Here is a 19,585-nt window from a genome sequence, read left to right as displayed (position 1 = left end):
GAGCGGGGCGGTTGCGGGCGGGTCGGCACGGCGCGGAAGCCGGGCCGGTCCGGCCGGGCTCGTAGCTCGGGCCGGCCCTAGGGGTGTGATCAGGGTTCGTCTCCACCCACGGGCTCTGTCGGCGGGAGCCCTCGCGGGCTACCTTCGCAGCGTGGCGATGTTCCGACTTCAGGGCAGCAAGGTGCTCGCCGTCGAGATGACCGGGGACGCCGTGAAGGCGAAGAACGGCTCGATGGTCGCGTACGACGGACAGATGGCGTTCAAGAAGCTCAGCGGCGGCGGTGAGGGCATCCGGGGGATGGTGACCCGGCGGATCACCGGTGAGCAGATGACGGTGATGGAGGTGAGGGGGCAGGGGACCTGCTGGTTCGCCGACCGCGCCTCCGAGATCAACCTCGTCGGCCTCCAGGGCGACAAGCTGTTCGTGGAGTCGAGCAACCTGCTCGCGACCGACGCCGGCCTGCGGACGGGGACGACCTTCACGGGCCTGCGGGGCGCCTCGCAGGGCAACGGACTGTTCACGACGACCGTCGAGGGCCACGGCCAGGCGGCGATCACCTCGGACGGCCCGGCCGTGGTGCTGCGGGTCAGCCCGCAGTTCCCGCTGAGCGTGGACCCGGGCGCGTACATCGCGCACCAGGGGAATCTGCGGCAGTCCTTCCAGTCGGGTGTGACGTTCCGCACGCTGATGGGCGAGGGCGGCGGCGAGGCCTTCCAGATCCGCTTCGAGGGCGACGGCCTGGTGTACGTCCAGCCCAGCGAGCGGAACACGATCGCGGGGGACGTCTGAGATGACCTTCCAGGAGCTCAACTCGAAGATGGTCGAGGCGACCGTCGCACCGGGGCAGCGGCTGTTCAGCCAGCGCGGCGCGATGCTCGCCTACCGGGGCGAGGTGTCCTTCACGCCCAACATCAGCGGCGGCCAGGGCGGGATCATGTCGATGATCGGACGCCGGGTGGCCAACGAGGCGACCCCGCTGATGACGGTCGAGGGCAGCGGCACCGTGCTGTTCGGGCACGGCGGCCATCACGTCCAGGTGATCAACCTCGCCGGCGACACCCTCTACGTGGAGGCGGACCGCCTCCTGGCCTTCGAGGGCACGCTGGAGCAGGGCACGATGTTCATGGGCTCCCAGGGCGGCGTCATGGGCATGGTCCGCGGCCAGGTCACCGGCCAGGGCCTGTTCACCACCACGCTCAAGGGCCATGGCGCGGTGGCGGTGATGGCGCACGGCGGGGTCATCGAGCTGCCCATCACCCCGCAGCGCCCGGTCCATGTCGACCCGCAGGCGTACGTCGCCCACCACGGCGACGTACGCAACAAGCTGTCGACCGCGCTCGGCTGGCGCGACATGGTGGGCCGCGGCTCCGGCGAGGCCTTCCAGCTGGAGCTCAGCGGCAACGGCGCGGTGTACGTCCAGGCCTCGGAGGAGAAGCTGTGAGCCAGTACGCGGGCGCGGGCCCGACCGTCCACGACCCGACGACACTCCCCTCCGACGACAACGTCAACAACTACACCTTCTGCGTGGAGCTCAAGGGGAGCCAGTGGTTCCTGCAGAAGGGGAAGATGATCGCCTACTACGGCTCGATCGACTTCAACGGCATCGGGCACGGCCGACTCGACCGACTTGTCCGTACGTCCTTCCATTCGCCTCTGCACGCGAGCGACTGGGTCGTGGCGGAGGGCTCCGGCAAGATGCTCCTCGCCGACCGGGCCTTCGACGTCAATTCGTACGACCTCGAAGACGGCAACCTGACCATTCGCTCGGGCAACCTGCTCGCTTTTCAGCCAACTCTTGCACTCAAGCAGTCGATCGTGCCGGGTTTTCTGACCCTGATCGGAACCGGAAAGTTCGTCGCCGCATCTAACGGTCCGGTGGTGTTCATGGAGCCGCCGATCCGGGTGGATCCTCAGGCGCTGGTCGGCTGGGCCGACTGCCCGTCGCCGTGCCATCACTACGACCACGGCTACATGACCGGCCTGATGGGCGGTCTACGTGCGATGACGGGCCTCGGCGGGGCCTCCGGGGAGGAGCACCAGTTCGAGTTCGTGGGCGCCGGCACCGTACTGCTCCAGTCGTCCGAGACGCTGATGGCGGAGCAGGCGACGGGAGCGGTCCCGCACCAGGCCGGAGTGCCCGGTTCCGGGGTACCGTCCACGGGCCCTTCACCGCAATCAGGGGTACCGCGCCTTCCCGGACAGCTGGGAGACCTCCAGCGTCGCTTCGGGCTGTGAGCGGTAGTCTGCGGAGTGTGACGTCGAACGTGTGCACGCCGTCACGAACAGAACCCTCACTAGTTCGCCTTTCAACTTCTTAGGTAGACTTCATTCATGGAGACCGAGACGGCCACGCGCTGGCTGACCGATGCGGAGCAGTGCGCTTGGCGCACCCACCTGGAGGTCAACAGGCTGTTGACGTACCAACTCGAGAAGGACCTCCAGCCGTTCGGCCTGACGATGAACGACTACGAGATCCTGGTCAACCTCTCCGAGTCGGAGGATGTCCGGATGCGGATGAGCGATCTCGCGTCCGCCACCCTCCAGTCCAAGAGTCGCCTCTCGCACCAGATCACCCGCATGGAGAACGCGGACCTGGTGCGCCGCGAGAACTGCGAGTCGGACCGCCGCGGCCTGTACGCGGTGCTGACCGAGCACGGCATGGAGACGATGAAGAAGGTCGCGCCACACCACGTGGCGTCTGTGCGGCGGCACTTCATCGACCTGGTCTCCCCCGAGGCGCTGGCGGAGCTCGACAAGGCCCTGAAGCCCATCGCGGAGCACCTGCGGGGGCAGCGCGGGCGTCCGTGACATAAGGACACAAGAGCCCGTGTCATGTCACGGGCTCTGACCGATCAAGCGAGCGGCAGGCGGAGTGCGAACAGCGCTCCGCCTGTCGGCGCATCGCGGACGGTGAGGGTGCCGCCGTGGCGTGCGGCGACGTCCCGGGCGATGGCGAGACCGAGTCCGGCGCCGCCGTCGTCGCGGCTGCGGGCCTCGTCCAGCCGGACGAACCGCTCGAAGATCCGCTCCCGGTCGGCCGCCGCCACCCCGTCCCCGTCGTCGGCGACCTCCGCGACGGCCCAGGCACCGTCCCGGCGCACGGACACCGTGACCGCGGAGCGGGCGTGCCGCTGCGCGTTGTCGAGCAGATTGCCCAGCACCCGCTCCACCTGTGCCCGGGACCCGGTCACCTCGACGTCCTCCGCCGCGACGCTCACCCCGTCCCGGCCCCGCGCCTCCCGCCGCGCCACCTCCCCGAGGTCGACCCGCTGGTCGCCGGGCCCCTCTCCCGCGTCCAGCCGGGCGAGCAGCAACAGGTCGGCGGCGAGCCGCTGCAGTCGTACGGTGTCCTCCACGGCACCGTCGAGGTCCAGCAGCTCCGGGTGCGCGGCGGCCACTTCGAGCTGGGTGCGCAGGGAAGCGATCGGGCTGCGCAGCTCGTGGGAGGCGTCGGCGACGAACCGGCGCTGCCGCTCCACGGAGGCCTCCAGCGCGGCCAGCGTCTCGTTGGTGGTGCGGGCGAGGCGGGCGACCTCGTCGTGGGTGACGGGTTCCGGGACGCGCCGGGAGAGATCCTCGGAGGCGGTGATCTCCGCCATCTCGCGCCGGATGTCCTCCACCGGACGCAGGGCACGCCGGGTGACCAGCCAGGTCACGGCCGCCACGACGCACAGCAGCAGCGGGAAGCCGGTCAGCATGCCGGTCGTCGTGGTGGTCACGGCGCTCTGCTCGGCGTCCAGGGACGCGCCGGCGTGGACGGTGAGCAGCCCCCGGTCCGTCGTCTCCACCCGGACGGTGGCGAAGCGGTACTCGTCTTCCTGGCCGTCGATGGTGGCGGCGCCGTCGCCGTAGTCGGTGTCCTCGTCGATCTCGCCGGGTTCGAGCGAGCTGTCGTCGTCCGCGTCCTCCTCGCCGCCCTCTACCGCTCCGCCGCTCTGCCGCTCGGGCGTCACCGCCTCGACGCCCGTCCCGCTGATCCGCTCCAGGTCGTCGCTCGCCGCGACGAGCGTGCCGTGCGCGTCGACGACCTGGACCGGGTAGTCGTCGTCCAGCTCCAGCCGGTCGTACGCCGTCCCGGCGGCGAGCTGCGCGGCGACCCCGCGTGCCGTGCGCTCCGCCTTGGTGGCCGCCTGGTCCATCAGGTGGGCCCGCAGCGACAGCAGAACGGCCGCGCCGGCCGCCGCCAGGGCCACGGCGACGACGAGGACGGCCCCGAGCGTGGCCCGCGCCCGCACGGACCCGAGGAGACGCCTCATCGTTCCTCCGCCTCCAGCCGGTACCCGGCGCCGCGCACCGTCCTGATGAGCCCGGCGCGCAGCTTGCGCCGCAGGGCGCTGACGTAGACCTCGACGATGTTGGGGTCGCCGTCGTAGGCGAAGTCCCAGACGTGCTCCAGGATCTGCGCCTTGGAGACCACCTCCCCCGCGCGCGTGACGAGCTGCTCCAGCACCGCGAACTCCTTGGTGGTGAGCGGCACTTCGTCGTCGCCGAGGAAGACCCGGCGGGCCGCGGTGTCGACCTTCAGATCACCGCGCACGACGACGGGCGAGGCCCCGGCGCCGTTGCGCCCGCGGCGGCGCAGCAGCGCCTTCACGCGGGCGACGAGGACGACGTAGGAGAAGGGCTTGGTGAGGTAGTCGTCGGCACCGGTGTCCAGTCCCTCCGCCTCGTCGTACTCGCCGTCCTTCGCGGTGAGCATCAGGATCGGCACGTCGTGGCCCGCGGCGCGCAGGGCGGCGCAGACCCGGTAGCCGTTGAGACCGGGCAGCATGATGTCGAGGATCACGAGGTCGTACGACCCCTCGGTGGCCCGGTGCAGGCCCTCCCGCCCGTCGTGGACGACGTCCACGGCGTAGCCCTCGGCGGTGAGTCCCTTGGCGAGCGACAGGGCCAGCCGCTTCTCGTCCTCGACGATCAACAGACGCATGTGCACCAGGGTGACAAAACGAAGCTGAAGATCTCTTCAGGGGGCTTCAGGTTCTCCTCAGCGTCGGTCGGTGATGGTTGTTCACGTCGAAAGCGCAGTGAACGCGACAGACCTGGAGGAACTCGCATGAAGCGCAACATCGTGATCGCCGCCCTCACCGCGACCGCTCTGATCGGGGGCGGCACTGCCACGGCCCTCGCGGTGGCCTCGGACGGCGGCAGCGCGTCGACGCGGGCGGATGTGCGGGGGGCGGACGATGACAACGACGACCGGACCGACGCCGGGTTCGCCGCACAGAGCGACGTGACGGCCGCCGACGCCCTCGCCGTGGCGCTGCGACACACGCCGGGCACCGCCGCGTCTGTGGATCTGGACGACGACGGTGCCGGGGCGTGGGACGTCGATGTGGTCAAGGGTGACGGCACCGAGTACAGCGTGACGGTCTCCCCGGACACCGGGAAGGTCGTCGGCGCGCACAAGGACAACGACGACGACAACGACGCCGACGACCGGGCCGAGGTCGCCGCGCTGAAGGGCGCGAAGACCGACGCCCGTGAGGCTGCGCTGGCCGCGGCCACCAAGGGGACGGTCACCGAGGTGAGCCTCGACGACGATGACGACAGCCGGGGCGTGGTCTGGAACGTGGACACCACCCAGGGCGACTGGAAGGTCGACCTCGGCACGGGCAAGGTCACGGCGGACCGGGACGAGGACTGACGGGGCGGTGGGGGTACGCGGGGGGATGCAGTTCGCCCCCGCCGCCCCTACCCGTCCCCTCACTGGGGGCTGCCGCCCCCAGACCCCTGCTTCGGCCCCGAAAGGGCCTCGTCCTCAAACGCCGGACGGGCTGGTTGGCCAGCCCCTCCGGCGTTTGAGGAGTGGGGGTCCAGGGGGGGCAGAGCCCCCTGGGCGGGGGCGAAGAACCCGCACCCCCGCCACCCCCGCCGCCCCCAGCGCCACACCACCCGCCACCACGAAGCACACCCCCAACGGCAGCCGCTCCACCAGCAGGCCCGCCGCCACCGCCCCCGCCGAACTCCCGCCGTTCACCGCGGTGTTGACCCACGCCCCGGCCTGCGTCCGGAACCCCTCCGGAGCGGCCTCGTCGGCGATCAGATACGCGGTCGTCAGCGCCGGCGCGACGAAGAACCCGGTGCAGGCGGCGGCGACCGCGAGCGCGCCGATGCCCGGAGCCAGCCCTGCCAGGCACAGGGTCACGCCCAACCCCGCGGCGAGCAGCGGAAGCCGGACCCGCGCGGCCACCCGCCAGTCGACCGCGCCGTTCGCCAGACCTCCTACCGCGCTGCCCGCCGACAACGCGGCCAGCACCCACGCCACCGTGTCGTCCCCCTGCCCCCGCTCGGCGGCGAACGCGACCACGAGCAGGTCCAGGGAGCTCAACGCGAGCCCCATACCGGCGGCGACCACCACCGGTTGCAGCAGCCCCCGCCCCCGCAGCGAACCCCCGCCGCCGGAGCGGGACTTGGCGCGGCGCGTGGGCCGTACCGCCGCCACCGCCGGCGAGCCGACGAACGCCATCGTGCCCACGGCCATCAGCAGTGCGCCCAGCACCACCCCGGCCGCCGGTGGCGCGACGCCGATCACTGCGCCGACCAGCAACGGGCCGGTGACGTACAGGAGTTCCTCGGCGACCCCGTCCAGGCTGTACGCGCGCTGCAACAGCCGCCGGTCGTCGACGAGTCGGCCCCATACCGAGCGCATCGTGGGCCCGAGCGGGGGCGCGCACGCGCCCGTGGCGGCGGCCACCGCGCCGAGTACCACCGCGGGCGCACCCGGCCGCCAGCTGACCGCGGCGAGCGCGCAGAGCAGCCCCGAGTGGAGGAGGGACATGGGGATCAGGGCCCGCCGGGGGCCGTGCCGGTCGACCAGGGCCGCGCGGTACGGCGCCAGGAAGACGACCGTGGCGCCGAACAGCGCCATGACGACACCGGCCACGGCGTACGACCCGGTCGCCCGGGTCACGGCGAGCATCACGGCGAGGGGAGCCACGCCGTACGACAGCCGGCCGACGAGGGCCGAGACGAACGTGCGGCGGGCATGCGGAACGGACAGCACGGCGGCATACGAAGGCCGCCGCGTGGGGGACGCGGACATGGGAGAGGTTCCTCTGCGAAAGGCATGAGCAAGGGACGCCGAAGGGCCGCGACGGCTGTGTCAGCGGGTCGCGGTCAGGGGCGGGCTCTATGCCAAGAGAAGGAACATGTGGATCAACGTACCAACATCAACAGCGGGTTGACCAGAGCGCTACTGGGGGCCTCAGCCCTCCGTCAGGCCCGCCACCAGCTCGTCCGCCGCCCGGTACGGGTCCAGCTCGCCCGCCACGATCCGCTCCGCCAGGGCGCCGAGGCGGCGGTCGCCGTGCAGGTCGCCGATGCGTTCGCGCAGCGCCGTGACCGCGATGGTCTCCACCTCACGGGCGGCACGGGCCTGGCGGCGCTCGGCGAGGACGCCGCGCTCCTCCATCCAGGCCCGGTGCTTCTCCAGGGCCTCCACGACCTCGTCGACGCCCTCGGCGCGGGCCGCGACCGTCTTGACGATCGGGGGGCGCCAGTCGCCGGGGCCGCGGGACTCGCCCAGGCCCAGCATGTGGTTGAGCTCGCGGGCGGTGGCGTCGGCGCCGTCACGGTCGGCCTTGTTGACGACGTACACGTCGCCGATCTCCAGGATTCCGGCCTTGGCCGCCTGGATGCCGTCGCCCATGCCGGGGGCCAGGAGGACGACGGAGGTGTCCGCCTGGGAGGCGATCTCCACCTCCGACTGGCCGACGCCGACCGTCTCGACCAGGATCACGTCACAGCCCGCCGCGTCCAGGACGCGGATCGCCTGGGGCGCCGCCCAGGCCAGGCCGCCGAGGTGACCGCGGGTGGCCATCGAGCGGATGTAGACGCCGGGGTCGGAGGCGTGGTCCGACATGCGCACCCGGTCGCCGAGCAGGGCGCCGCCGGAGAACGGCGAGGACGGGTCGACGGCCAGGACGCCGACCCGCTTGCCCTGCTTGCGGTACGCGGTCACCAGGGCGGACGTCGACGTGGACTTGCCGACGCCCGGTGAGCCGGTCAGGCCGACCACGTACGCGGTGCCGGTCAGCGGGGCCAGGGCCGCCATGACCTCACGGAGCTGCGGGGACGCCCCCTCCACGAGGGAGATCAGCCGGGCCACGGCCCGCGGCCGGCCTTCCCTGGCCTGGGCCACCAGGGTGGAGACGTCCTGCATCACAGCTCCGATCAGCTTCGAACTCGACGTACGAGGGCTCAGGCCTTGGGTACCCGCACGATCAGCGCGTCACCCTGGCCGCCGCCGCCGCACAGCGCCGCCGCGCCGACGCCGCCGCCGCGCCGCTTCAGCTCCAGCGCCAGGTGGAGGACCAGACGGGCGCCGGACATGCCGATCGGGTGGCCCAGGGCGATGGCCCCGCCGTTGACGTTCACCGTTTCGGTGGACACGCCGAGGTCCTTCATTGACTGGACCGCGACGGCGGCGAAGGCCTCGTTGATCTCGATCAGGTCGAGGTCGGAGACCTCCAGGCCCTCCTTCTTGAGGGCGTGCAGGATCGCGTTGGACGGCTGCGACTGGAGGGAGTTGTCCGGTCCCGCCACATTGCCGTGGGCGCCGATCTCGGCGATCCACTCCAGGCCCAGCTCCTGCGCCTTGGCCTTGCTCATCACGACCACGGCCGCCGCACCGTCCGAGATCTGCGAGGAGGTGCCGGCCGTGATGGTGCCGTCGCGGGTGAACGCCGGGCGGAGCTTGCCGAGGGACTCCACGGTGGTGTCGCCGCGGATGCCCTCGTCCTTGCTGAAGACGACCGGCTCGCCCTTGCGCTGCGGGATCTCCACCGGGGTGATCTCGGCCTCGAAGATGCCGTTCTTCTGGGCGGCCGCGGCGCGCTGGTGGGACAGGGCGGCGATCTCGTCCTGCTCGGGGCGCTGGATGCCGAGGCGGGTGTTGTGCTTCTCCGTGGACTCGCCCATGGCGATGCCCTCGAAGGAGTCGGTCAGGCCGTCGTACGCCATGGCGTCGAGCATCTCGATGGCGCCGTACTTGAAGCCCTCGCGGGACTTGGGCAGCAGGTGCGGGGCGTTGGTCATGGACTCCTGGCCGCCCGCGACGATCACGTCGAACTCGCCGGCGCGGATCAGCTGGTCGGCCAGCGCGATGGCGTCGAGGCCGGACAGACACACCTTGTTGATGGTGAGCGCCGGGACGCTCATCGGGATGCCGCCCTTGACGGCGGCCTGGCGGGCCGGGATCTGACCGGCGCCGGCCTGCAGGACCTGACCCATGATCACGTACTGGACCTGGTCGCCACCGATCCCCGCACGGTCGAGGGCGGCCTTGATCGCGAAGCCGCCGAGGTCGGCCCCGGAGAAGGACTTCAGCGAACCGAGCAACCGTCCCATGGGCGTACGAGCGCCCGCGACGATCACCGAAGTAGTTCCGGAAGACATGAGGTGCGATCCCCTTCCAGCTGGACAGCCGAGGAGTGAACGAGGGTTTACTTCGAATGTACTGAGTGGCACTCCGTGCCGTCACCGGCCCGTCAGTGTGATCGCTGGCACGTTGCGTAACCACCTCCCGAGCGCTGCACTAACACCATGCTGACGCGAATCGACCACATCGGGATCGCCTGCTTCGACCTCGACAAGACTGTCGAGTTCTACCGGGCCACGTACGGCTTCGAGGTCTTCCACTCCGAGGTCAACGAGGAGCAGGGCGTCCGCGAGGCCATGCTCAAGATCAACGAAACCTCCGACGGCGGTGCCTCCTACCTGCAGCTTCTGGAGCCGACCCGCCCCGACTCGACCGTCGCCAAGTGGCTCGACAAGAACGGTGAGGGCGTCCACCACATCGCTTTCGGTACGGCGGACGTGGACGCGGACGCCGCCGACATCAAGGGCAAGGGCGTCCGCGTGCTGTACGAGGAGCCGCGACGCGGCTCCATGGGGTCACGAATCACCTTCCTGCACCCCAAGGATTGCCACGGAGTACTGACAGAACTGGTCACTTCGGCGCCTGTTGAGTCACCTGAGCACTGACCCTCGTACATATGGGCCGGTAGGGTTGGGGGCGGTCGCCCCGCCACCGGGGTGGCCGCATGCCGGGGTCCGGGTTTCGGGGGGCGAGCGTCGGGGCAGCAGCCCAGGCTCCGCCGTTGATCTGACACCATTCCCCGGGGGCCTCGTTCGGCGGACGGACGGAGCTCGTTTGGCCAGACTTGCGACCAGGGGACGGATGGGACCGCGCAGTGCGGGGCTACGAACGCCAGGAGCGAGAGCCGGCGGCTGACGTCGACCACCTCTCTCGGTTCGAGGCCGAGATGGATCGGCTGAAGACCGAGCGGGAGAAGGCGATCCAGCACGCCGAGGACCTCGGCTACCAGGTCGAGGTGCTGCGCGCCAAGCTGCACGAGGCGCGCCGCACCATCATGTCCCGGCCCGATTTCTCGGGCGGCGACATCGGCTACCAGGCCGAACAGTTGCTGCGCAACGCCCAGATGCAGGCCGACCAGCTGCGTCAGGACGCCGAACGCGAGCTGAGCCAGGCGCGGGCGCAGACCCAGCGCATCCTCCAGGAGCACGCCGAGAACGCGGCGCGGCTCCAGGCGGAGCTGCACCAGGAGGCGGTCACCCGTCGCCAGCAGCTGGACCAGGAGCTCGCCGAGCGCCGCCAGACCGTCGAGTCGCACGTCAACGAGAACGTGGCGTGGGCCGAGCAGCTGCGCGCCCGCAGCGAGCAGCAGGCCCGCCGGCTCCTGGAGGAGTCCCGCGCGGAGGCCGAGCAGGCCATGGCGGCCGCCCGCGCGGAGGCCGAGCGGCTCACCACCGAGGCCCGCCAGCGGCTGACCAGCGAGGCCGAGGCGGCCCGCGCGGAGGCCGAGCAGTTGCTGCGCCGCGCCCGCGCGGACGCCGAGCGGCTGCTGAACGCGGCCTCCACCCAGGCCCAGGAGGCCACCGACCACGCCGAGCAGCTGCGCACCTCCACGGCGACGGAGTCGGACGCCGCCCGCCGCCAGGCCACCGAGCTCAGCCGCGCCGCCGAGCAGCGGATGACGGAGGCCGAGGAGGCGCTGCGCAAGGCGCAGGCCGAGGCCGAGAAGCTCGTCACCGAGGCCAAGGCGGCCGCCGAGAAGGCCCTGTCGAGCGCCGAGTCGGCCAACGAACAGCGCGTCCGGACGGCGAAGGAGCAGGTCGCCCGGCTGGTCAGCGAGGCCACCCAGGAGGCCGAGACCACCAAGGCGGACGCCGAGCAGCTCGTCGCGGACGCCCGCGCGGAGGCCGAGCGGATCGTCGAGGAGGCCGCCGAGAAGGCCCGTACGATCACGGCCGAGGAGAGCGCGACCCAGCTGTCGAAGGCGGCCAAGACCGCCGAGGACGTCCTCAACAAGGCGCAGGAGGACGCGCAGCGGACCACCAAGGCGGCCGCCGAGGAGGCCGAGCGGATCCGCCGTGAGGCGGAGGCCGAGGCCGACCGGCTGCGGTCCGAGGCGCATGACATCGCCGAGCAGCTCAAGGGCTCCGCGAAGGACGACACCAAGGAGTACCGCGCCAAGACGGTCGAGCTGCAGGAGGAGGCCCGCCGGCTGCGCGGCGAGGCCGAGCAGCTGCGCGCCGACGCGGTCGCCGAGGGCGAGAAGATCCGCGCGGAGGCCCGCAAGGAGGCCGTCCAGCAGATCGAGGAGGCGGCCAAGACCGCCGAGGAGCTGCTGGCCAAGGCCAAGGCGGACGCCGACGAGCTGCGCCAGACGGCGACGGCGGACAGCGAGAAGGTCCGCACCGAGGCCATCGAGCGGGCGACGACGCTGCGCCGGCAGGCCGAGGAGACCCTCCAGCGGACCCGGCAGGAGGCCGAGCGCCACCGCGAAGAGGTCATCGAGCAGTCCGAGGGCATCAAGAACGACGCCGAGCAGGCCGCGCGCGAGCTGCGCGAGGAGACCGAGCGCGCCATAGCGGCCCGTCGCGCGGAGGCCGCCGAGGAGCTGACCCGGCTTCAGACCGAGGCCGAGGAGCGGCTGACGGCCGCCGAGCAGGCGCTGACCGAGGCCCGTGAGGAGGCCGCGCGGATCCGCCGCGAGGCGGCCGAGGAGACCGAGCGCCTGCGCGGCGAGGCCGCGGAACGCATCCGCACGCTCCAGCAGCAGGCCGAGGCCGAGGCCGAACGGCTGCGCACCGAGGCCGCGGCCGACGCGTCCGCGTCCCGGGCCGAGGGCGAGGCCGTCGCCGTACGGCTGCGTTCGGAGGCCGCGGCCGAGGCCGAGCGGCTCAAGACGGAGGCCCAGGACACCGCCGACCGGGTCCGCGCGGAGGCGCAGGCCGCCGCCGAGCGGCTGGCGACGGAGGCGTCCGAGACGCTGGCCGCCGCCCAGGAGGAGGCCGTACGGCGTCGTCGCGAGGCCGAGGAGACCCTCGGCGCGGCGCGCACCGAGGCCGACCAGGAGCGTGAGCGGGCCCGCGAGCAGAGCGAGGAACTGCTGGCCTCGGCGCGCAACCGGGTCGAGGAGGCGCAGGCCGAGGCGGTGCGGCTGGTCGAGGAGGCCGACCGGCGTGCCACCGAGATGGTGTCGGCGGCCGAGCAGCACGCCCAGCAGGTCCGCGACTCGGTCGCCGGGCTGCACGAGCAGGCCCAGGAGGAGATCACCGGGCTGCGCAGCGCCGCCGAGCACGCGGCGGACCGTACCCGCCGGGAGGCCGAGGAGGAGGCGGACCGGGTCCGCGCCGACGCCTACGCCGAGCGGGAGCGGGCCAGCGAGGACGCGAGCCGGGTCCGGCGCGAGGCGAGCGAGGAGTCGGAGGCCGCGAAGGCGCTCGCCGAGCGCACCATGGCGGACGCGATGTCCGAGTCCGAGCGGTTGCGCTCCGACGCGGCCGAGTACGCCCAGCGGGTGCGCACGGAGGCGTCCGACGCGCTCGCCGAGGCCGACCAGGCGTCCGCCCGGACCCGGGCGGACGCCCGTGAGGACGCCAACCGCATCCGCTCGGACGCGGCCGCGCAGGCCGACGCCCTCATCACCGAGGCGCGCAACGAGGCCGAGCGGCTGACCACGGACACCATCCGGGACACCGACCAGCTGCGGCAGGACACGGTCGCCGAGGCGGAGCGGCTGCGTCTGGAGACCGCGGCCGAGGCCGAGCGGGTCCGGAACGAGGCCGTCGCCAAGGCCGAGCGGCTCATCGCGGACGCCGCCGGCGACGCGGAGCGGCTGCGGGCCGAGGCCGCCGAGACGGTCGGCTCCGCCCAGCAGCACGCCGAGCGGATCCGCACCGAGTCCGAGCGCGTCAAGGCCGACGCCCTGGCCGAGGCGGAGCGCCTGCTCAACGCCGCGCGCGAGGAGGCCGACCACACCCTCGACGAGGCCCGCAAGGACGCCAACAAGCGGCGCCAGGACGTGGCCGAGCAGGTGGACACGCTCATCAACGAGACCACCGCCGAGGCCGACAAGCTGCTCACCGAGGCGCAGCAGCAGGCCCACAAGACCACCGCGGAGGCGGAGGCGCAGGCCGACACGATGGTCGGCGCCGCCCGCAAGGAGGCCGACCGGCTGGTCTCCGAGGCGACGGTCGAGGGCAACTCCCGGGTGGAGAAGGCCCGTACGGACGCGGACGAGCTGCTCGTCGGCGCCCGCCGGGACGCCACCGCCATAAGGGAGCGGGCCGAGGAGCTGCGCGAGCGCATCACGGCCGAGATCGAGAGCCTGCACGAGCGGGCCCGCCGCGAGGCCGCCGAGACGATGAAGTCGACCGGCGACCGCTGCGACGCGCTCATCAAGGCGTCCGAGGAGCAGCTGGCGAAGGCTCAGGCCAAGGCCAAGGAGCTGGTGTCGGAGGCCAATTCGGAGGCGGGCAAGGTCCGGATCGCCGCCGTGAAGAAGGCCGAGCTGCTCCTGAAGGAGGCCGAGCAGAAGAAGGCGGCCCTCGTGAAGGAGGCCGAGGAGCTCAAGGCGGAGGCGATCCGCGAGGCCAAGCGCACGGTCGAGGAAGGAAAGCGCGAGCTGGAGATCCTGGTGCGCCGCCGCGAGGACATCAACGCCGAGATCTCTCGTGTCCAGGACGTCCTGGAGGCGTTGGAGTCCTTCGAGGCTCCCGCGGGGGGCAAGGACGGTGGCGTCAAGGCGGGCGTCTCGGTCGGCGCCCCTCGTTCGGGTAAGCCTTCGGACAGTTAACCGACAGGTTCCGACCGGTCACGACCGGTCGAACTGCGGTGCCGTCTGAGGCGTTTGACCAAGTTTTTGGCAAGCCGTCCAAGGGTTAGCCACTCAAAAGGGGTGTCATTCTCCAGATCAAACACGTATCCGCTCGATGACACACCGCTTCGGCCCCTAGGATTCCCCCTATCACCTCACCGGTCTCATTTGACAGGAACCCCATGAGCGACACTTCCCCCTACGGCTTCGAGCTTGTGCGGCGTGGGTACGACCGCGCTCAGGTGGACGAACGTATCTCCAAGCTCGTCTCCGACCGTGACAGTGCTCTCACCCGCATCACCGCTCTGGAAAAGCGCATCGAGGAGCTCCACCTCGAGACGCAGAACGCCCAGGCTCAGGTAAGCGACGCGGAGCCGTCGTACGCCGGTCTCGGCGCGCGTGTCGAGAAGATCCTCCGCCTCGCCGAGGAAGAGGCCAAGGATCTGCGCGAGGAGGCCCGTCGCGCGGCCGAGCAGCACCGCGAGCTGGCGGAGTCCGCGGCCCAGCAGGTGCGCAACGACGCGGAGTCGTTCGCCGCGGAGCGCAAGGCCAAGGCCGAGGACGAAGGCGTCCGGATCGTCGAGAAGGCCAAGAGCGACGCTTCGCAGCTGCGTGCCGAGGCCCAGAAGGACGCGCAGTCCAAGCGCGAGGAGGCGGACGCCCTCTTCGAGGAGACCCGCGCCAAGGCCGCCCAGGCCGCCGCGGACTTCGAGACCAACCTGGCCAAGCGCCGCGAGCAGTCGGAGCGCGACCTCGCGTCCCGTCAGCAGAAGGCCGAGAAGCGCCTCGCGGAGATCGAGCACCGCGCGGAGCAGCTCCGCCTGGAGGCCGAGAAGCTGCGCACGGACGCCGAGCGCCGCGCCCGCCAGACGGTGGAGACGGCCCAGCGTCAGGCCGAGGACATCGTCGCGGACGCGAACGCCAAGGCCGACCGCATCCGTTCGGAATCCGAGCGCGAGCTGGCCGCCCTCACCAACCGCCGCGACTCGATCAACGCCCAGCTCACGAACGTCCGCGAGATGCTCGCGACGCTCACGGGCGCCGCGGTGGCCGCGGCCGGTTCGCCGGCCACGGACGACGAGCCGATCTCCCGTGGGGTGCCGGCTCAGCAGTCCCGGTAACACCGCTTGACGGCAGCGACAAAGGGCCCGCACCCTCTCCCCCGAACGGTGCGGGCCCTTTGCCGTACCGGCGACCGGCTCAAGTGGCAGCGTCCCGGGGCCCGTCTTAGCGTGGCCGCATGATCGAGCTCGAGGGCCTGACCAAGCGGTACGGCGAGAAGGTGGCGGTCAACAATCTGACCTTCACCGTCAGACCCGGCATCGTCACCGGCTTCCTCGGTCCCAACGGCGCCGGCAAGTCGACGACGATGCGCATGATGCTCGGCCTCGACCGGCCCACCGCCGGCGATGTCCGCATCGACGGCAAGCACTACGACCGTCTGAAGGACCCCCTCACGTACATCGGCGCCCTGCTGGACGCCAAGGCCATGCACGGCGGGCGCAGCGCCTTCAACCACCTTCTGTGCCTCGCGCAGAGCAACGGCATCCCGCGCAGCCGGGTCGCCGAGGTGCTCGACACCGTCGGTCTGACCGCCGTCGCGAAGAAGAAGGCCAAGGGGTTCTCGCTCGGCATGGGACAGCGGCTCGGCATCGCGGGCGCGCTGCTCGGCGATCCGCGCATCCTGATGTTCGACGAGCCGGTGAACGGGCTCGACCCCGAGGGCATCCACTGGATCCGCAATCTGATGAAATCGCTGGCCGCGCAGGGCCGGACGGTGTTCGTCTCCAGTCACCTGATGAGCGAGATGGCGCTGACCGCCGACCACCTCGTCGTCATCGGTCAGGGCCGGCTGCTCGCCGACACGTCCATGGCCGAGTTCATCGAGCAGAACTCGCGGTCGTACGTCCGCATCCGCTCGCCCCAGCGCGAACGGCTCCTCGATGTGCTGCACGGGGCCGGGATCACGGTCGTGGAGACCGGTGCCGGCGCGCTGGAGGTCGACGGCGGCAAGCCCGAGCACATCGGCGAGCTGGCCGCCCAGCACCAGATCGTGCTGCACGAGCTCAGCCCCCAGCAGGCCTCCCTGGAGGAGGCGTTCATGCAGCTGACCGCCGAGTCGGTCGAGTACCACGCGCACACCGACACCCCGCAGGAGCAACAGGCCTGGGGCGACGGCTGGAAGGGGAACTGACCATGGCGGCAGCCCAGGTCGTCCGGTCCGAGTGGACCAAGATCCGGTCGGTGGCCTCCACCGTGTGGACGCTCTCCCTCGCCGTGGTCGTCACCCTCGCCCTCGGCATGCTGATCTCGGCCCTGTCGAAGAACGAGTTCGACAAGATGAGCCGCAAGGACCAGCTCTCCTTCGACCCGACCTACATCAGCTTCGCCGGGATGAGCCTCGGCCAGCTCGCGATGATCGTGTTCGGGGTGCTGGTGGTGTCCAACGAGTACAGCACCGGCATGATCCGCACCTCGCTGGCCGCCGTACCGCAGCGCGGCACCTTCCTGTTCAGCAAGATCGGGGTCGCGACCGGCCTCTCACTCGTCGTCGGCCTCGTCACCAGCTTCGTCGCCTTCTTCCTCGGGCAGGCCATGCTCGGCGAGCACCGGGCGCACATCGGCGACCACGGCGTGCTGCGCGCGGTGATCGGCGGCGGGCTCTACATGACCCTCATCGCGATGTTCTCCATGGGCGTCGCCGTGATGCTGCGCTCGCCGATGCTGTCGCTGGGCATCCTGATGCCGTTCTTCTTCCTGATCTCCAACATCCTCGGCAATGTCTCGGCCACCAAGAAGATCGGCCGCTACCTGCCCGACCAGGCCGGCAGCAAGATCATGCAGGTGGTCACGCCGATCGACGACGACACCCCGTACGGCCCCTGGGGCGGACTCGCGATCATGGTGCTGTGGGTGGCGGCGGCGATCGCGGGCGGCTACCTGCTGCTGAAGAAGAGAGACGCCTGAGGCTTTGCGGCCTCTTGAGTGGAACCGTCAGCGCCCGGATAAGCTCCTAACCCTTACGGGGGCGTGCGCCCTGCTGTCCTGAACCTTTCGATGGGTGCGGAGCATGATCGAGGCAGTCGGCCTGACCAAGCAATATGGCGACAAGACCGCTGTGTACAACCTTTCCTTCCAGGTGCGGCCCGGTGCCGTCACCGGCTTCCTGGGCCCCAACGGCTCGGGCAAGTCGACGACGATGCGGATGATCCTTGGCCTGGACAACCCCACCTCGGGGCAGGTGACGATCGGCGGCTACCCGTACCGCAAGCTGCCGAACGCCCCCCGTCAGGTCGGCGCGCTCCTCGACGCCAAGGCGGTCCACGGCGGCCGGCACGCCCGCAACCACCTCCTCTGCCTCGCCCAGCTCTCCGGCATCCCGGCCCGCCGGGTGGACGAGGTGCTCGGTGTGGTCGGCCTCCAGGACGTGGCGCGGAAACGTTCCAAGGGCTTCTCCCTCGGCATGGGCCAGCGGCTCGGCATCGCCGCCGCGCTCCTCGGCGACCCGCAGGTCCTGCTCTTCGACGAGCCGGTCAACGGCCTCGACCCCGAGGGCATCCTCTGGGTGCGGAACCTGATGAAGGCGCTGGCGGCGGAGGGCCGTACGGTCTTCGTCTCCTCGCACCTCATGAGCGAGATGGCGCTGACCGCCGACCACCTGATCGTCATCGGGCGCGGCCAGCTGCTGGCCGACATGAGCGTGAACGACTTCATCGCAGCGAACTCCGCGGGCTTCGCGCGGGTCCGCACCCCCGACACCGAGCCGCAGCTGCGCGAGAAGCTGACGTCCGCGCTGACGGAGGCCGGCGGCCATGTGCTGCCCGAGCAGGACGGCGCCCTGCGGATCACCGGGCTCCCGCTCCCCCGCATCAGCGACATCGCCCACGACACCGACGTACGGCTGTGGGAGCTGTCGCCGCACTCCGCCTCGCTGGAGGAGGCGTACATGCGGATGACGCAGGGGACCGTCGACTACCGCTCGACCATCGACCAGAAGGCCGGGCTCATGCAGCCCGTGCCGCCCGGCGCCCAGCCCCCGATGCCGGTCCCCGGCCAGGGCCAGCCCGACTGGTACGCACCGCCGCCGCCCCAGCAGCAGTTCGCTCCGCAGGGCCGGCCGACGCCGGGCCCCTACAGCGCGTCCCAGCCGCCGGCAGGGCCGTACGGCGCCTCCCAGCCGCCGGCGGGCCCGTACGGCACCCCGGGCGCCCCCGGCACGCCCGCCGGCCCCTACGGCGCCCAGGCCCCGGCCGCCGCTCCGGCCGCGAACTCCGGCGCGGGCGCCGCGAACCCGTACGCGCCCGTGGCCCCGGCTGACGCTGCCGCCCCGCAGGCCCCCGGCCTCACCAAGCAGCCCGCGGCGGCCCCGGCCCCGGCTGGTGCCCCGGCGGCCGCCGCCTCGCAGCCTTCCACGGGCACCCCGGACTCAGCCCCGGCCGCCGCCTCTGCGGCCGCGCCCGCGCAGCCCGCCGCCCCGGCCTCCGCGCCCTCCCCCACCCCGTCCGCCGCCGACCTGACCAAGCCCGAGGACGCCCGATGAGTACGCCCCAGCCTCCGATGCCGCAGGCCGCCGTGGCCCAGCCTCAGCCGGCGCAGGCGCCCGCGCCCCACTGGCAGTCGGCGCCCGCCGGCTCGTACCCGACGTACACCTCGCCGATCCCGGTGGTGCGTACGCACCTCGGACACGCCATCGCCTCGGAGTGGACGAAGATCCGTTCCGTGCGGTCGACGATGTGGACGCTCGGGGTGTTCATCCTGCTCGTCGTCGGGATCGGTCTGCTGGCCGCCGCGGTGGTGGGGAGCAACGCGGGCGAGACCGACCTGTCCGGGGAGAACCCGCTGTCGTTCGGCTTCTTCGGGCTGCTGCTCGGCAGCATGTGCCTCATCACGCTCGGCGTGCTGACCACCGCCTCCGAGTACGGCACCGGCATGATCCGCACCACCATGACCGCGTGCCCGAACCGGGTGCGGGTCCTGGCGGCCAAGGCGATCGTGTTCTTCACCGTCGCCTTCGTGGTGACCTTCGCCTCGGCGCTCCTGGTCGCCCTCGCGGACGTGGCCCTGCTGGACAGCAGCGGCGTACGGGACCCCTCCGGCGGCGAATGGCTCAAGGGCACCCTCGGCATCTCGCTCTACCTGGCGCTGCTCGGCCTGCTCTCGCTCGTCATCGGCTCGATCATCCGGCACTCGGCGGGCGCGATCACCATCATGATCGGCGTGGTGCTGGCCCCGCTGGTCATCGCGCTGTTCATGTTCTCGTCCTCGCTGGAGAAGCTGCGCGAGGCCCTGTTCGAGTACTCCATCCCGAACCAGCTGAGCGTCTTCTACTCCAACTCGCTCACCGAGTCCGGCCCGTCCGGCTGGGACCCGCTGTGGATCATGCTCGGCGTGACGGCCGTCGCGTTCGCGGGCGCGTGCGCGCTGCTGGAGAAGCGGGACGTGTAGCCCGTAGGAAGAC

17 protein-coding genes are annotated in these 19,585 nt (G+C 71.5%); 12 read left to right on the top strand and 5 right to left on the bottom strand.

Going from position 1 to position 19,585, the window contains the following annotated elements:
* Positions 1-157 precede the first annotated feature (157 nt).
* The 4 genes from CRP56_RS29545 (at position 158) to CRP56_RS29530 (ending at position 2,809) form a co-directional block, all read left to right on the top strand.
* The gene (locus CRP56_RS29545; RefSeq protein WP_097269091.1) at positions 158-790 is read left to right on the top strand and encodes an AIM24 family protein; all 633 of its coding nucleotides are present in this window, start codon (positions 158-160) and stop codon (positions 788-790) included.
* Position 791: 1 nt separating this feature from the next.
* Positions 792-1,442 (top strand): AIM24 family protein, encoded by a 651-nt coding sequence (locus tag CRP56_RS29540; protein WP_097269089.1) that lies wholly within the window; start codon positions 792-794, stop codon positions 1,440-1,442.
* Positions 1,439-2,236: an AIM24 family protein gene (locus tag CRP56_RS29535; protein WP_097269087.1), complete on the top strand. Its 798-nt coding sequence runs from the start codon at positions 1,439-1,441 to the stop codon at positions 2,234-2,236. The genes CRP56_RS29540 and CRP56_RS29535 overlap by 4 nt, the downstream gene beginning before the upstream one ends.
* Positions 2,237-2,332: 96 nt before the next feature.
* Positions 2,333-2,809: a MarR family winged helix-turn-helix transcriptional regulator gene (locus CRP56_RS29530; protein ID WP_097269085.1), complete on the top strand. Its 477-nt coding sequence runs from the start codon at positions 2,333-2,335 to the stop codon at positions 2,807-2,809.
* A gap of 44 nt (positions 2,810-2,853) precedes the next feature.
* Here the strand turns inward: CRP56_RS29530 and CRP56_RS29525 are convergent, their stop codons facing one another.
* The gene (locus CRP56_RS29525) at positions 2,854-4,257 is read right to left on the bottom strand and encodes a sensor histidine kinase (protein WP_097269082.1); all 1,404 of its coding nucleotides are present in this window, start codon (positions 4,255-4,257) and stop codon (positions 2,854-2,856) included.
* A complete protein-coding gene (locus tag CRP56_RS29520) occupies positions 4,254-4,928 on the bottom strand; it encodes a response regulator transcription factor (protein WP_097269079.1) in 675 nt (224 codons plus the stop codon). Before CRP56_RS29520 ends, CRP56_RS29525 begins: the two co-directional genes overlap by 4 nt.
* 126 nt (positions 4,929-5,054) lie before the next feature.
* Between CRP56_RS29520 and CRP56_RS29515 the strand changes: the two genes are divergently transcribed.
* The gene (locus CRP56_RS29515; protein ID WP_097269076.1) at positions 5,055-5,645 is read left to right on the top strand and encodes a PepSY domain-containing protein; all 591 of its coding nucleotides are present in this window, start codon (positions 5,055-5,057) and stop codon (positions 5,643-5,645) included.
* A gap of 114 nt (positions 5,646-5,759) precedes the next feature.
* Here CRP56_RS29515 and CRP56_RS29510 read toward each other — a convergent pair whose 3' ends face one another.
* The 3 genes from CRP56_RS29510 to CRP56_RS29500 all read right to left on the bottom strand — a co-directional run bounded on the left by CRP56_RS29510 (position 5,760) and on the right by CRP56_RS29500 (position 9,397).
* Complete coding sequence (locus CRP56_RS29510; protein WP_097269074.1) at positions 5,760-7,043, bottom strand: MFS transporter; 1,284 nt, start codon at positions 7,041-7,043, stop codon at positions 5,760-5,762.
* Positions 7,044-7,205: 162 nt separating this feature from the next.
* Complete coding sequence (gene meaB / locus CRP56_RS29505) at positions 7,206-8,162, bottom strand: methylmalonyl Co-A mutase-associated GTPase MeaB (protein ID WP_097269072.1); 957 nt, start codon at positions 8,160-8,162, stop codon at positions 7,206-7,208.
* A 38-nt stretch (positions 8,163-8,200) separates the two neighbouring features.
* Complete coding sequence (locus CRP56_RS29500; RefSeq protein ID WP_059192300.1) at positions 8,201-9,397, bottom strand: acetyl-CoA C-acetyltransferase; 1,197 nt, start codon at positions 9,395-9,397, stop codon at positions 8,201-8,203.
* A gap of 147 nt (positions 9,398-9,544) precedes the next feature.
* Between CRP56_RS29500 and mce the strand changes: the two genes are divergently transcribed.
* From mce to CRP56_RS29465, 7 genes are all read left to right on the top strand, one after another.
* The gene (mce, locus tag CRP56_RS29495; RefSeq protein WP_097269070.1) at positions 9,545-9,985 is read left to right on the top strand and encodes a methylmalonyl-CoA epimerase; all 441 of its coding nucleotides are present in this window, start codon (positions 9,545-9,547) and stop codon (positions 9,983-9,985) included.
* A gap of 209 nt (positions 9,986-10,194) precedes the next feature.
* Complete coding sequence (gene scy, locus CRP56_RS29490) at positions 10,195-14,106, top strand: polarized growth protein Scy (protein ID WP_097269068.1); 3,912 nt, start codon at positions 10,195-10,197, stop codon at positions 14,104-14,106.
* A 203-nt stretch (positions 14,107-14,309) separates the two neighbouring features.
* Positions 14,310-15,248, top strand: coding sequence for a cellulose-binding protein (locus CRP56_RS29485; protein WP_079311652.1), 939 nt, complete (start codon positions 14,310-14,312; stop codon positions 15,246-15,248).
* 119 nt (positions 15,249-15,367) lie between these two features.
* Positions 15,368-16,321 (top strand): ABC transporter ATP-binding protein, encoded by a 954-nt coding sequence (locus CRP56_RS29480; protein ID WP_097269066.1) that lies wholly within the window; start codon positions 15,368-15,370, stop codon positions 16,319-16,321.
* A gap of 2 nt (positions 16,322-16,323) precedes the next feature.
* The gene (locus CRP56_RS29475) at positions 16,324-17,094 is read left to right on the top strand and encodes an ABC transporter permease (RefSeq protein WP_097269063.1); all 771 of its coding nucleotides are present in this window, start codon (positions 16,324-16,326) and stop codon (positions 17,092-17,094) included.
* Between the two features lie 103 nt (positions 17,095-17,197).
* Entirely contained in the window at positions 17,198-18,667 is a 1,470-nt protein-coding gene (locus CRP56_RS29470; protein ID WP_097269061.1) for an ABC transporter ATP-binding protein, read from the top strand.
* Positions 18,664-19,572 (top strand): ABC transporter permease, encoded by a 909-nt coding sequence (locus CRP56_RS29465; RefSeq protein ID WP_097269059.1) that lies wholly within the window; start codon positions 18,664-18,666, stop codon positions 19,570-19,572. The genes CRP56_RS29470 and CRP56_RS29465 overlap by 4 nt, the downstream gene beginning before the upstream one ends.
* The last annotated feature ends 13 nt before the right edge of the window (positions 19,573-19,585 follow it).

Origin of the sequence: Streptomyces sp. TLI_55 (genome assembly GCF_900206255.1) — a bacterium.
GTDB classification, from domain to species: Bacteria; Actinomycetota; Actinomycetes; order Streptomycetales; family Streptomycetaceae; genus Streptomyces; species Streptomyces aquilus.
The sequence above is the reverse complement of the archived record's forward strand: the minus strand, read 5'-3'. Positions and strand labels throughout refer to the sequence as shown.

Coding starts and splice junctions, on each gene's coding strand:
- CRP56_RS29500 (WP_059192300.1), bottom strand. CDS start 9,397: ATGTCTTCCGGAACTACTTCGGTGATCGTCGCGGGCGCTCGTACGCCC.
- CRP56_RS29540 (WP_097269089.1), top strand. CDS start 792: ATGACCTTCCAGGAGCTCAACTCGAAGATGGTCGAGGCGACCGTCGCA.
- mce (WP_097269070.1), top strand. CDS start 9,545: ATGCTGACGCGAATCGACCACATCGGGATCGCCTGCTTCGACCTCGAC.
- CRP56_RS29470 (WP_097269061.1), top strand. CDS start 17,198: ATGATCGAGGCAGTCGGCCTGACCAAGCAATATGGCGACAAGACCGCT.
- CRP56_RS29485 (WP_079311652.1), top strand. CDS start 14,310: ATGAGCGACACTTCCCCCTACGGCTTCGAGCTTGTGCGGCGTGGGTAC.
- CRP56_RS29515 (WP_097269076.1), top strand. CDS start 5,055: ATGAAGCGCAACATCGTGATCGCCGCCCTCACCGCGACCGCTCTGATC.
- CRP56_RS29475 (WP_097269063.1), top strand. CDS start 16,324: ATGGCGGCAGCCCAGGTCGTCCGGTCCGAGTGGACCAAGATCCGGTCG.
- CRP56_RS29530 (WP_097269085.1), top strand. CDS start 2,333: ATGGAGACCGAGACGGCCACGCGCTGGCTGACCGATGCGGAGCAGTGC.
- CRP56_RS29545 (WP_097269091.1), top strand. CDS start 158: ATGTTCCGACTTCAGGGCAGCAAGGTGCTCGCCGTCGAGATGACCGGG.
- CRP56_RS29480 (WP_097269066.1), top strand. CDS start 15,368: ATGATCGAGCTCGAGGGCCTGACCAAGCGGTACGGCGAGAAGGTGGCG.
- CRP56_RS29525 (WP_097269082.1), bottom strand. CDS start 4,257: ATGAGGCGTCTCCTCGGGTCCGTGCGGGCGCGGGCCACGCTCGGGGCC.
- CRP56_RS29510 (WP_097269074.1), bottom strand. CDS start 7,043: ATGTCCGCGTCCCCCACGCGGCGGCCTTCGTATGCCGCCGTGCTGTCC.
- CRP56_RS29465 (WP_097269059.1), top strand. CDS start 18,664: ATGAGTACGCCCCAGCCTCCGATGCCGCAGGCCGCCGTGGCCCAGCCT.
- meaB (WP_097269072.1), bottom strand. CDS start 8,162: ATGCAGGACGTCTCCACCCTGGTGGCCCAGGCCAGGGAAGGCCGGCCG.
- CRP56_RS29520 (WP_097269079.1), bottom strand. CDS start 4,928: ATGCGTCTGTTGATCGTCGAGGACGAGAAGCGGCTGGCCCTGTCGCTC.